Origin of the sequence: Flavobacterium aquariorum (genome assembly GCF_003254745.1) — a bacterium.
In the GTDB taxonomy this organism is placed as follows: domain Bacteria; phylum Bacteroidota; class Bacteroidia; order Flavobacteriales; family Flavobacteriaceae; genus Flavobacterium; species Flavobacterium aquariorum.
This window is the reverse complement of the sequence record NZ_QKXH01000005.1, coordinates 248,183-260,617: the sequence shown is the minus strand read 5'-3', so window position 1 is coordinate 260,617 and position 12,435 is coordinate 248,183. Positions and strand designations below refer to the sequence as shown.

General features: G+C 33.1%; 13 protein-coding genes and 1 pseudogene. All 14 read left to right on the top strand.

Annotation, left to right across the window (positions count from 1 at the left end):
• Nucleotides 1–22 precede the first annotated feature (22 nt).
• The 14 genes and pseudogenes from DOS84_RS09865 (at nucleotide 23) to DOS84_RS18985 (ending at nucleotide 12,348) form a co-directional block, all read left to right on the top strand.
• Nucleotides 23–1,831, top strand: a complete 1,809-nt coding sequence (locus DOS84_RS09865) for a type VI secretion system Vgr family protein (RefSeq protein WP_111409949.1) — start codon at nucleotides 23–25, stop codon at nucleotides 1,829–1,831.
• Between the two features lie 2 nt (nucleotides 1,832–1,833).
• Nucleotides 1,834–3,456: a phospholipase effector Tle1 domain-containing protein gene (locus DOS84_RS09860; protein ID WP_111409948.1), complete on the top strand. Its 1,623-nt coding sequence runs from the start codon at nucleotides 1,834–1,836 to the stop codon at nucleotides 3,454–3,456.
• 52 nt (nucleotides 3,457–3,508) lie between these two features.
• Nucleotides 3,509–4,450, top strand: a complete 942-nt coding sequence (locus DOS84_RS09855; protein ID WP_243636352.1) for a DUF2931 family protein — start codon at nucleotides 3,509–3,511, stop codon at nucleotides 4,448–4,450.
• A 107-nt stretch (nucleotides 4,451–4,557) separates the two neighbouring features.
• Entirely contained in the window at nucleotides 4,558–4,818 is a 261-nt protein-coding gene (locus DOS84_RS09850) for a hypothetical protein (protein WP_243636351.1), read from the top strand.
• Nucleotides 4,819–4,862: 44 nt separating this feature from the next.
• Complete coding sequence (locus DOS84_RS19475) at nucleotides 4,863–5,162, top strand: transposase (RefSeq protein WP_424320173.1); 300 nt, start codon at nucleotides 4,863–4,865, stop codon at nucleotides 5,160–5,162.
• A gap of 49 nt (nucleotides 5,163–5,211) precedes the next feature.
• Nucleotides 5,212–6,036 carry an IS3 family transposase gene (locus tag DOS84_RS09845; RefSeq protein ID WP_424320172.1) on the top strand — a complete coding sequence of 275 codons (825 nt, stop codon included), beginning with the start codon at nucleotides 5,212–5,214 and terminating at the stop codon, nucleotides 6,034–6,036.
• Nucleotides 6,037–6,568: 532 nt separating this feature from the next.
• Nucleotides 6,569–6,772: a hypothetical protein gene (locus DOS84_RS09835; protein ID WP_111409945.1), complete on the top strand. Its 204-nt coding sequence runs from the start codon at nucleotides 6,569–6,571 to the stop codon at nucleotides 6,770–6,772.
• A gap of 75 nt (nucleotides 6,773–6,847) precedes the next feature.
• Entirely contained in the window at nucleotides 6,848–7,186 is a 339-nt protein-coding gene (locus DOS84_RS09830; RefSeq protein ID WP_111409944.1) for a hypothetical protein, read from the top strand.
• Nucleotides 7,187–7,244: 58 nt separating this feature from the next.
• Nucleotides 7,245–7,370, top strand: coding sequence for a hypothetical protein (locus DOS84_RS19380; protein WP_279386389.1), 126 nt, complete (start codon nucleotides 7,245–7,247; stop codon nucleotides 7,368–7,370).
• A 63-nt stretch (nucleotides 7,371–7,433) separates the two neighbouring features.
• Nucleotides 7,434–7,589 (top strand): annotated as a pseudogene (locus tag DOS84_RS19470) (DUF3289 family protein); the annotation flags it as partial.
• A gap of 1,116 nt (nucleotides 7,590–8,705) precedes the next feature.
• Nucleotides 8,706–9,248, top strand: coding sequence for a hypothetical protein (locus DOS84_RS09810; RefSeq protein WP_111409941.1), 543 nt, complete (start codon nucleotides 8,706–8,708; stop codon nucleotides 9,246–9,248).
• A 56-nt stretch (nucleotides 9,249–9,304) separates the two neighbouring features.
• A complete protein-coding gene (locus DOS84_RS09805) occupies nucleotides 9,305–9,844 on the top strand; it encodes a hypothetical protein (RefSeq protein ID WP_111409940.1) in 540 nt (179 codons plus the stop codon).
• Between the two features lie 499 nt (nucleotides 9,845–10,343).
• A complete protein-coding gene (locus tag DOS84_RS09800; protein WP_111409939.1) occupies nucleotides 10,344–12,182 on the top strand; it encodes a type VI secretion system baseplate subunit TssF in 1,839 nt (612 codons plus the stop codon).
• Nucleotides 12,148–12,348 (top strand): hypothetical protein, encoded by a 201-nt coding sequence (locus DOS84_RS18985; protein WP_124020629.1) that lies wholly within the window; start codon nucleotides 12,148–12,150, stop codon nucleotides 12,346–12,348. Before DOS84_RS09800 ends, DOS84_RS18985 begins: the two co-directional genes overlap by 35 nt.
• Nucleotides 12,349–12,435 lie beyond the last annotated feature (87 nt).

Genomic DNA, 12,435 nt, shown 5'->3' with positions numbered 1-12,435 from the left:
AACCGATTAAACCCCCAAACTCATGAGCAGATTTGCAGAACAAGTACATTTAGATATTAGTGGCTTCACACCAAGCGTCATTTATTATGATTTAAAGCTGGAACAAAAAATGGCGGATCACCATCATTTTTCCTTTGTCTGGCAATACACGAATACTGCCATTATAGATCCTAACGCCCAAGCACAAGCCATAAGGGATTATTTAGGGAGAGATGTTATTTTTACTTTCAAGAGTCTTACCGGAATCCAGCTAATGGCCAAAGGAGTTATTAATTCTTTGGAGTCCATTGATTTACACGGAAGTCCTGCGGGATTACATGTAAAAGGAATAAGCCACTCAATATTTCTAGATGACATGAATCGATCACGAACCTTTATGGAACAGGATTTAGAAACAATTGTTAAAACCGTTCTAGCCGAAGGTCCGGGAGACTTTTATAATCGTGAGGCTATCGTGCCAACTTATGAACCGAATCTGGCCTATATGCCACAATACAACGAAACCAACTTTGGTTTCCTGAAAAGGCTGGCACAGCGTTACGGACAATGGTTTTACTCGGATGGAATGCGCATGCAGTTTGGGCAGACAAAGCCTAGTAAGGTAAAATTAATCAATGGAGCTTCTTTGCATCATTTTAAGATACAAACCCTATTGGTTTCCCACAAAGAATCTCTGGGGGGTTACGATTACAATAGTGCTTCCAACATCAAGAATGCCTCGGCCAAAACCACAACAGGAAGCGGTGATGGCTTTGCATCTGCTGTGGGATACAGACAAGGAGCCGTAGCGCAACCCGATCTTGAAGTAGGAGCTTATACCGCCCAAGCGCCGGATTCAAGCACTCTTGAAGAAATGGTAAAATTGCAAACCAATGGTAAAGATGCAAATAGTATTTTTTACAGCGGTGTCTCTTATCTTCCACTTGGAATTGGTCAAAAATTCACGATTCAGAATAAAACGGTAGAACATAATTTACTGGTTATTGAAGCAACACATAATTCCGAAGTTTACGGAAATTACAGCTGTTCTTTCAAAGCCATACCTGCCGACGTGACTGCACCTCATTACACAGATGTGCACGCCTACGCTAAATCCGAAACCCAGCCCGCCAAAGTAACAGACAACAACGATCCCGAGGGTTTGGGAAGAATACAGGTTTCGTTCTACTGGGCAGGAGGAAATATCAAAAGCGACTGGATACGACTCATACAGCCTCATGCAGGTGCAGGGAAAGGATTTTATTTTGTCCCCGAAGTTGGCGAAGAAGTGCTCATAGGTTTTGAAGGCGGTAATGCCGATAGACCGTATGTTATGGGAACAAACTACAACGGAAGTGAAAGTTCAGGATACAACACCAGTGGCAATGATCAAAAAGTGATTCACACCCGCTCTGGAACCAAAATGATTTTTAATGATGCCGAAGGAAGTGTATTCATCGAAGACCCAAGTGGCAATACTTGGAAAATGGATGGAAAAGGAAATATTAGTGTGAATGCACCAAATGATATAACTTTTACAGCCGGCAAAAATTTAAACATAAACGTTGGGGAAAATATGACTACAAATATAGCACTGAATAAATCTGATACTATTGGTATGAACAACACAGAAAGTATAGGTGCCATGAAAATGACATCTGTAACCGGTGATTTTTTAGCAAATGTAGAGGGAAGTTTCTTTGAACTTATAAAAGGAAACAGAGAGTCAGAAAGTAAGGAGAGAAAAGAAACAGCAAAATTGGTAATTTTAGATAGTACAGAAGCTGCAATAAATATAAAAAGTGCCAAAAACGTAAACTCACATAGTGGCGAAAAATCCAAAAACGCTTAACTATGAGTATTACAAGAATTATTGGTGGAGAAATGAAGAATGCCACCACAGGAATAATGGATTTACATGCAACTGATGGTGATTATAATCTTTATGCCGCCACACAAAATAATTGGCATGGAGAAGAAAATGGAATTATTCATAAAGAATACGAACCTTTACATCCTGCTGATACAATGTCAAACAGGCTGGAACTTACCCTGAATATATTTTTTGATGGTACAACAAATAATAAAATCAATACAGAAGCCAGAGAAAAAAATGACAGTGCCTATCAAAAAAATTCTAATAAAAAAGACGATAGTTATGAAAATGATTTTACCAACGTGGCAAGGGCTTATGATGCAGTTTCTGTAGATGAGCCAACACAAAAATCAGTGTATGTCGAAGGGGTAGGCACGAACGATTTGGATTCAGATGATACCCTGCCCATTGGTATAGCACAAAGTGCCGGATTTTGGCATTCGGGCTTAAAAGACAAAGTAAATAGAGGTTGTGAAAAAGCAGCATTAGAAGTTAAGAAAGCTTCCAAAGGGAAACCTATTGATTTACTGACGATCAATGTATATGGTTTTAGCCGTGGCGCAGCAACGGCTAGGCACTTTTTACATATTACAAATGAATCATATACGGCAAATATTTTATCTAATGGGTCTTTTTATCTTCCGGGGAAAAACAAACCCCTGACCCATCCCAAAAACGAGGACAATACAAAAGCCCCATATCCAAAACAATTAGTGATAAATCATGGCTATTTTGGGCAATGCCTGATTGCCAATGGTATGTATGAGGTAAAAAAAATAGCGTTCAATTTTGTGGGTCTATACGATACGGTTTCTTCGCACGGAATCTACCATGGCAACGATGTTTCCGAATTAGGTCTTGATGCAATAAAAAAAGCAAGAATGGTATTTCAGCTATCCGCAGCTGATGAATACCGCGAAAATTTCGATTTAACGGATATTCACAGTGCCGGCATACACGGCCTCGAATTAATACTTCCCGGCGTACACTCCGATATTGGCGGTTCGTATCTGCAAAATGATAAAGAACGTTCTGCTGTTTATGGCGAAATCTATACTGAAACCTACACCGAGAACCGCGAGACAGTTCCGTATACTAAAAAAGCTGCTGCTTTTAAAAAAATAGTAGTGGAAGAAGGATGGTACGAACCGCATGAACTGACTTTTGAATTTAAATATGACGAAAGTAAAACCTATCTTGTAGGTACCCGCACTTTACAAAATACATATGATAAAGTACCCCTGAATAAAATGATTATGGTCTCGAAACAGTTTGATATAAAATATGATGAAGGAAGAGAGAAGAAAAAAACAAATATTTCAGATCCGTTTATTGCCGATATTTTTGAGCAGTTAACCACTTACAGTAAGGCAGTTATGGCGCATCGAAATGATTCCATCAAAGAAAAAAAAGATACACAGCAGTATATTGCAGAGTCAGCAAAAATAAGTTATCTTGATTATATAAAGCCTGAAGATTTAAAAAGACTGCGTCACGAGTATCTGCACTGGTCAGTAAAGGCAGATAAGTTTGGTTTAGGTCCAAGATTCGAGGAAGTATTGCCTATAGAAAAACGAAAAAGAGAAATACATCATGGATAAATTTTATAAAATTGTAATTTTATTAATAGTAAGTTTAAATGCCAGTTGCCAAATGAAAAACAAATACGAATGGGATAGTTATACCTGCCAGCCTCGACTATCTGTTAAAGGGAATGAAAATGTATATTGTGTAGAATTTGTTCGCGGAGATATTATTACGCTCGAAGGCATTCCTGCCACTTTGCCATTTGGAGGCTCCTCAGGTCGTTGGGGAGATTCTGGAAAAAGTTGGACTTCTCAACATGGTACACCAATAGGAGCCGATGTAATTTATTATGCAGGTTACGAAGATAAATTTTACCATCTTAAAACAGATTTTCCTGTAGAAGAGATGAAAAAAGCAGTGGACACAACCTATCAATACTATGATGATAACCATGAAAAATTTTCAGGATTAATTTTTGGTTTTGCGCCACAAGGTATGGTGGTCGTCTGGAAAGAATATGGTGTTATCAGGATTGAATTGGGGCGTTATCAGGCAGAAGTCATTACTGATGATAAGGAATTGGAGAAAAAACTCTTTAGGGATTGGTCTATGAACCGTGAAGAGGTAAAGGCACGTGATTTTATGCCCAATGCTTCCTGTGCCCAGTGGGATATGTACCGCAAACGCTATACCTTTAGGGTTGTGATGCAAAATGAAAACCCCAATTTGCGTCTATTTCAATATTGTTTTACCAATTATAATGGGGAACAAGATATTATTTTTATGCCTCCCTTACCGGCAACCAGTTATGACAATCGGGCTTTACCGCAAATTCTGGAGATGGACTGGGAAACCAGTGGGCGTGAACGTTTTCGTGGCAATATCTTTTTAAATGAGAAAGTGATATTCGAAAAATTCAAAAACTTCAAAGCTGAGGATAAGCAGGAATTTGAGGTAAAAATAAGTAAAGACAACAAAAAACTGGAATTGTTTTTAAATAACCAACCTGTTGAAGTAGACAGTGTACGAATTTATAAAGGATCAGTTATGTACAAAGGGTCCTACTAATAAAACAATTTAAACTTAGAATTATTAAGAGTATTAAGGAATACATCATGAATAAATTTTATAAAATTTTAATTTTATTAATAGTAAGTTTAAATGCCAGTTGCCAAATGAAAAACAAATACGAATGGCAGAGTACTGCCTGTCAGCCACAACTATCTGTAAAAGGAAATGAAAATGTATATTGTGTAGAATTTGTTCGGGGAGATATTATTACGCTCGAAGGCATTCCTGCCACTTTGCCTTTTGGAGGATCTGGTGGAGGGCGGGGGTGGTCTCCTAGTGCTTGGACACCACAGCACGGCACACCTATAGGAGCCGATGTAATTTATTATGCAGGTTACGAAGAAAAATTTTATTGGACATGCTAACTTAGCCACTACAGAAAGTTAAGAAATAATCTTAATTTTAACCTATGAAACAAGTGCGCAAAATTTATGACAAAGCTTTTAAAGAAAAAGTCGTTCAATTGAGTTATGAGAGAACAAATGTATCAGAACTTGCCAGAGAGTTGGGAATAACAGCACCACAGTTGTATAAATGGCGTAAAGAGTTCGAGGAATTTGGAGAAGGACGTTTTCCTGGGAAAGGGAATTTAAAACTAACTCCTGAGCAAGAAAAAATCCACGAACTAGAGAAAAAGCTCAAAGATGCCGAGTTAGAACGTGATATATTAAAAAAAGCAATCGGCATTTTTTCCAAGAGCGGTCGATGATTTATAGTTTCATAAAAAGCAATGAACAACTATTCCCGATTGAAAAAATGTGCAAAGTTCACAAGTAAGTAGCGGAAGTTATTACCGATGGAAAAAACAAGCAATCACCGCAAGACAACAACTAAAAATTGCCATAAAAGAACAGATAACATTGATTTATTTTGGAGCCAAACAAAGATATGGAAGTCCTAGAATAACATTGAAATTACAGCATTTAGGCTACAAAGTTTCACAAATTACAGTTGCAAAATACATGAAAGAACTTGGCTTACGAAGCAAATTAAGCAAAAAGTTCAAAGTTACAACCAACTCAAATCATAATTATTTAGTTGTCGAAAATGTATTAAACAGAGAGTTTATTGTAAAAATGCCTTCAAAAGTTTGGGTTTCGGATATTACATATATTAAAACTAAAGAGGGATTTGTATGCCTTACCACTATTATGGATTTATACGACAGAAAAATTATCGGCTGGAGTTTAAACGATGGAATGAGTACTGAGGAGACAACGCTTGGAGCTTGGAAAATGGCGATTAAAAATCGAGATATTGAAGAAGATTTGATTTTTCATTCCGACAGAGGTGTCCAATATGCCAGCAAAAAGTTTGTAAATGTTCTTGATTCCTATAAAAAAATAATCCGCAGTACGAGTCGTAAAGGAAATTGCTGGGATAATGCTGTAGTGGAAAGCTTCTTCAAATCTTTGAAAACCGAATTGATTTATGGGAACAAACTGATTTCTAAAGAACAAATGAAACTGGAAATCTTTGAATATATTGAAATTTGGTACAACAGAAAAAGAAGACATTCTACTTTGAACTATGCAACTATTGAAGAATTTAATAATCAAATTAATTACAAAAATGTAGCTTAACTTAATGTGTAGTTTTTATTTGCATATCCAGTCCTTAGATGCATATAAAAAGAAACAAGGCAAAAAAGCAGATCCCAAAATCGAAAGAAAATTTGAAATTGAACGCGCCAAAATGATGAGAGAGCCTAAATTTTAACACAATAATCAGCTCATTCAAAAGAAAATAATGAATAAAAACATACTATTTCCAGTTCTAATCAGTGTTGCTCAGATTATAAGCTTTGGATATTTATATTATATTAATAAACATGGGAACAGCCATATACCAATTGCTTTGATTGAATCAACTATTTTATCATTGTTTAATATTCTATTATTAATAGGTATTTATTTTTTTGTATATAAGCCCCAACAAGTATTAGACTTATGGATTATTCCAGTGTGTTTATCAATTCTATTAATAATAATAGTAGTAATTGTATATTCTAAAATGTTTATAAATAAATATAATTAAAAAATTATTGATTATCCGTAATTACTCATAATTAATAAAAAGTGATGAAATTATTCAGTTTTACATCAAATTTGGGGAGTGAAGAATCTTGTAAATAAATATAATGCGGATCTTGTTGCAAAATCAGATATGAGCATAGAAATGGCTAAAAAACATGGAAGTATTCCTTATTTAGCGACAGTTTCGCACAGTTTGAGTCATACTCAATATTGGCTAAAGGTCGATGAGGTATTGAAATCTGCTTTTAGTTCGGGTAAAAACACTGGATATAAACCTAAATAGACATTTTTTTATTTAAAAAAATCCGTTTGTTAAAAAAAATAAATATCCCCTTATTTTAAACCTTAATTATTTTAAATGAAAATTTTAGCAACAATTATTAAATACCTAATATGGCTTCTTATAAGTGTATTTTCAGGAATGGGATGGATGAGAATAGAACTTGGAAAACCCACTAGGGCAACGAACTTTTTCACCATATTTAATGGACTAGATGAATCAATAATAATTTGGATAGGTGAATTTATTGGATTGATTTCCTTTATCCCGTTTATACTAATCGACTTATATTATATTAAAAGAAATATAGAAATTAAACGAAATCAAAATATTGTAAGGATTTTTGCAATTCTTATTATAAGTGCAATAGTTACTTTAATTCATTATGCTTTAGAATTCATCCTAAATTGGATATAAGTTTGGATTTTTTCCCCTCTAAAACTTTTTTTTAAATTAGAATGGCATTAAAAGAAATATGGATGGTAAAGTCGTTGCTATATTATCTCATGATTTATGTTATACACAATTCTGGACAGAGGTTGAAGATGGATTAAAAAACGCTTTTAGCTCAGGAAAAAAACCAGGATATAAAAAGAAATAAACATGAAAAAATACACACTTTATGGGACAGTGTCATATTATCTAAAAAAATAATGAACCTCACGGAAAGCTTCAATTTAATTTTTATGATCACTTTGGTTTAGATTATCCAGACATAGAAAAATTTGATTATGATATATTTATAGCTTGGTTTATATTTCAACATTTTAGAGGTTACAAACCATTTATAACCAAAATATCATTTACTGACAATTTTTAACACAATTTAGTTATGAGATTTAAAACCATTTTTTTTACTAAAAGAAGTATTCTAGAGTTATTTTTAGTTTTAGTTTTATTTTTTTCCTTTTTACTATTCTGTTATGATTTTGGAGGTGTACCAACTAAGACATGGTTAGCTTTGAATATCTTTCCTATATCGGCTGGTTTTTTTTCTTGGTTATTATTCCAAACAATAGTTTATTTTCTGAATATAAATAAGATAAAATATTGGTGGTTTATTCTTATAAATAGCCCGATTTGCTAGTTACTATTATTTCTACTTAAAAAAATATAGTTGAATTCTCACTTGTTAAAAGTATACCCATATTAATTTATCTACACAATAAGATAAATTAAAGATATAATTAAAAAATCTAAAAATGACAACATCATATAAGCCTCTTATTGTTGGTTTTTTTTGCGCCATACTAACCACTATCCAAACATATCTATCAATGGGTCAATATGCAAATCAATTATCCTCCGGTTGCACATCATGCACATTTAATGAAGTACTAATTAAATATGTTACCTTTTTAATTTTCATCCCTATTGTTATAATTCATTTTATTTTGAATTTTTACAAAAAAGATTATTTATCTGTGATTGTTGTGATAATCTATTTAATTTTTATTTGGCTAAAAGTAATCAATACTGATATCTTCGAAACTAGAGTGTCTGATTGGAGTTCGTTCTCAAACTATGATATTGATTCTTATGTTTTTAAACTATCATTTTTTCCAATTTTGATTTGCTCTATTATTTATTTATTATTTCATTTTTTGTTAAACAAATACTCTAAAAAAACATTTACATAATCTATAATAAATGAAAGATAAAATAATAATTACTACAATATGCATAGCAATACTGTATTGTAATTAAATAATACCCAATTTACCACAACTAATTAACGATAAACGTTTTTCAAAATAATAATCATAAATAAAGATTCAATACATTTTTAATAATATGAGGTAAGAAAGAATAAAAGACAGAGCACACTCAAAATAGCGACTAGAGCGTGGTGATTTTCTCTGTTGGTTTACATTACAACACAAATATGGTCATAAAACTTTTTTGACTATAATGAAAATAAATAACAAAATAATCAATGAAAGTTACTAAGAGCTTAAAAATTATTTTAATCATTATTACTATATTATCATCTCTTATTTTATTTTATAAACTTAAAGGAACTAGAATATACTGGCTTAAGTTTGATTCTGAAAAAATTGGTGATGACAATGGTGATATCTTTATTATTCAAAATCCACCTTCAGCAAAAGAAGATTTAATAAGACTGATAGCAGAAATGAATGATACAATAAATTTTACAGACCGATTAAATAAAAAAACTTATTATGTCCAATATTTTTATAAAGAAAGTTTTCATTTAAATCGTTTTTTTAAACCTTACTACGCTCCTATTCTGGGAAACTATGTTGACATTAGAGTAGATAACGATGGTGATTTTGACAAAGAACATCTCGTTGATTACATCTATAAAAATGACAAAGATGGCAATATACATAGAGAGAATATTCCAATTTATCCCTACTATATATTTTATAAATATGATGATGAAGGATTCCATAATTCTGAGTATTATCCAAAAGGACTAAAAAATAACCCAATAAACATTGAGAAAAAGTAAATGCTTCTTAGAAATAACCAATATATGCCATTGAAAAATATATCGAAAAATAATTAATGAAAGTTACTAAACGCTTAAAAGTTACGTTAATCATTATTGCAATATTATCATCTCCTTTATTGTTTTATAGACTGCAAGGGACTAAAATTCATTGGCTTAAATTTGATTCTAAAAAAATTGGAGATGGCTATGGTGATATTTTTATTGTTCAAAATCCACCTTCTTCCAAGGAAATGTTAATAAAATTAATAGAAAAAATGAATGATTCCATTGATTTGAAATCTAGAATAACAACTGAACGATATACTCAAGCATTTTACAAGGAATCTTTTAACTTAACCCGATTTTATAAGCCTTACTATACTGCCTTTATAGGAGCCCATGTTGATATTCGAGATGATAACGCTGAGTTTACGGAGGAACATCTTGTAGATCAAATATTTAAAAACGATGAGACTGAAAAAGAATATGGAGATAGAGCCCCAATATATCCCTATTATATATTTTATAGTTATGACAATAAAGGCTTCCATAATTCTGAGTATTATCCGAAAGGATTAAAAAATAATCCCAATAAGCATTGGAATATAAGATAATAGCTTGTTATAAAAAACGATTATATAAATTCACGAAACGTATAAAACCTTTTTTGCAACGATAAAAACTTAAAAACCAAATACATCTACAGATTATTTTTTTACAAAATTAAAACAAAAAAGTGACAATGGATTTACAGCCGATGTTAAACACCATCAAAGTGATCTTTCACCCCAGACTTGCAATAAAAGAAACAACTTATGAAAATTTAAATTATAGAATAATTCCTAATTAAGTATTGTGTTTTTTTGAAGCTCTGTAATTACCAATCGTGATTCCCACAAGAACTATTAAAAAAAAACCTTCCTTACACATCCATTTTATTCAATTTGATCTTCTAAAATAGAATACGTTTTTTTTGATACAAAAATCTTATTTAAAAAAAATAATATATAAGAATAAAATTATTTTGTTCTTATATTTACGCAAATAATTTTACTAAAATCCGTTTTCGAAAACAACAATCGTAAATAAAGATTCAATACATTTTTTTAGAATATGAGACAAGAAAGAATAAAAGATAGAGTACTGAAAAGAGCGGCAAGAGCTTGGGGGTTTTCGGATATTGAAATGGAAACCACTTTTGACCCGGCGGTCAGTTTACTGCTAAATGCCCTTTCTTATGAATTAGAAAAAGTTTCACACGAACTCGAAGATTCCAAAACCAGAGTGGTAGAACGCGTTTTGGAAATTATGTTTCCCGAAGTTACTTCAGGTTCAAAACCAGCGAGAGGTATCCTTCACGCATTGCCTTTGGAAAACAACCTCAATGTTTCACTAAAAAACCAAATGGTCGTTAGCCGTAGGATGCACAACATCTACAATCCGCTAAAGCCAATTTTAAAAGAAATCCATCTTTCACCAACATTAGAAGTAAAACTATCTTCCTGTAATGTAAAATACATGGCCTACGAACGTAATTTATTCGAAATTTCGAATCTTTTTTACAAAGAGCCTTTGCGCGGTTATAAAAACGTGCTGCTTCCCGGTGAAATTATGTTAGGCCTAGAAATCACCAATCCTGATGTCCTCGAATTGGAAGATTTAATGCTATATATTGATATAAAAAACACTCATCAAAAAGAGATGTTTCAATATTACCTAAAACAATTAAAATGTTTTCATGATGACCAACAGTTAAAAATAGGGGAAGGATACAATGTTCCAATAAACGACATGAATATTAAGTCCATAATCAACAGGAATTATACTCATTTGGCTGAAATATCCCGCGAAGTAAATGAATTTTATTTCGATAATTTTTATACGATAAAAGGCAAACTGAATCATAAAAAAATTTCCGAATACAAGCCAGAATACAAGGTGTTTGAAGAAATAGATGCGGAGAACCAAAACAATATTATTTGGATAAAAATGATTTTTCCAGAATCCTTAGTCCCTGAAATTATTGATAACGTTTCTATTACTTCAAACTGTTTTCCAGTAATCAACAAAAGGCTGCACGCCATAACCCGTGAACTAAGCGGTTTTTTGAGCTATATGGCCTTGGATACAGCCGAAAACAACTATTTAGACATTGATTCTGTCGTTGATCCATCGGGAAATCATTATGAGATAAAAGAATTCAAAGACGGAATTGTCGATGAAGGAAATGCCGTTTTGAGAACCGGCGGAGTATCCCGTTTCGATTCCAGAACTGCATCCGAATTGTTACAAAATGTTTTAGATTTATTAAAAGACGAGAGTTCCTCCTTTTCAGATCTTGGGCAGGATTTCATGAAAAGTGCTCTCACAGAAATAAACCAATTATTGGCATCCGTAGAACAGCAAGCCAAAGAAAGCAGTTTTTCCAGAAATAACGCTCCCTACTTGATGATTAGACCCAAACACAACGCCGAAAAAGGGAAAAATTTCACAGCCCAGTACTGGTCAACATGTGCCGAAGACGGCAATGACATCAAAGCAGGAACCGCACTGGAATCCAAAGATGATTTGTTTTTTGTCAGCAAGCAAGCCACATTAATCACAAACACTGTGGGTGGCATCAATAAACAAAACAACAAAGATCGTATCCTTGCCTACCGTAATGCCCTGCTTACCCGTGGCCGAATCGTAACTTTTGCAGACATCAAAGCTTTTGCTTACGATCACTTTAAGGCTACTGCATTAGAAGTTCGAATTGAAAAAGGAACCCGAAAAGAAATCTCAATAAAAGCAGGCTTCAGCAGAACAGTCGATGTGTTTATTAAAACAAATCCTGAAGAAAAACAACATATTTCCACAACCGAATGGGATTATCTATGCGAGAGTTTCATGAAATACTTAAAACAAAGGTCCTCCAATGTTTTTCCCTATCGCCTTTTTATTGAAGAATAAGAAAAATATTAAAGGCCATTTGGGTGTGCCACCAATAAAAAAAGGAGCTAACTTAACATTCGTGCTAGTTGCTCCTTTTTTTATTGCTGTCGGGCTATCCATGCCACTTTGGTGGCTTATTTCTATCCCTCACACTGTCGAAATCATCAACTTTAGTGGAATTTAGGACAATCCTTAAATTCCTATTCAGTTAAAATAAAAAAGCAAGCACTCGCGTATTTGCTTTTCATCAAAATTATAAAACTAATAAAAT

Coding starts and splice junctions, on each gene's coding strand:
- DOS84_RS09865 (WP_111409949.1), top strand. CDS start 23: ATGAGCAGATTTGCAGAACAAGTACATTTAGATATTAGTGGCTTCACA.
- DOS84_RS09860 (WP_111409948.1), top strand. CDS start 1,834: ATGAGTATTACAAGAATTATTGGTGGAGAAATGAAGAATGCCACCACA.
- DOS84_RS18985 (WP_124020629.1), top strand. CDS start 12,148: ATGTTTTTCCCTATCGCCTTTTTATTGAAGAATAAGAAAAATATTAAA.
- DOS84_RS09805 (WP_111409940.1), top strand. CDS start 9,305: ATGAAAGTTACTAAACGCTTAAAAGTTACGTTAATCATTATTGCAATA.
- DOS84_RS09855 (WP_243636352.1), top strand. CDS start 3,509: ATGAAAAACAAATACGAATGGGATAGTTATACCTGCCAGCCTCGACTA.
- DOS84_RS09810 (WP_111409941.1), top strand. CDS start 8,706: ATGAAAGTTACTAAGAGCTTAAAAATTATTTTAATCATTATTACTATA.
- DOS84_RS19475 (WP_424320173.1), top strand. CDS start 4,863: ATGAAACAAGTGCGCAAAATTTATGACAAAGCTTTTAAAGAAAAAGTC.
- DOS84_RS09800 (WP_111409939.1), top strand. CDS start 10,344: ATGAGACAAGAAAGAATAAAAGATAGAGTACTGAAAAGAGCGGCAAGA.
- DOS84_RS09850 (WP_243636351.1), top strand. CDS start 4,558: ATGAAAAACAAATACGAATGGCAGAGTACTGCCTGTCAGCCACAACTA.
- DOS84_RS09830 (WP_111409944.1), top strand. CDS start 6,848: ATGAAAATTTTAGCAACAATTATTAAATACCTAATATGGCTTCTTATA.
- DOS84_RS19380 (WP_279386389.1), top strand. CDS start 7,245: ATGGATGGTAAAGTCGTTGCTATATTATCTCATGATTTATGTTATACA.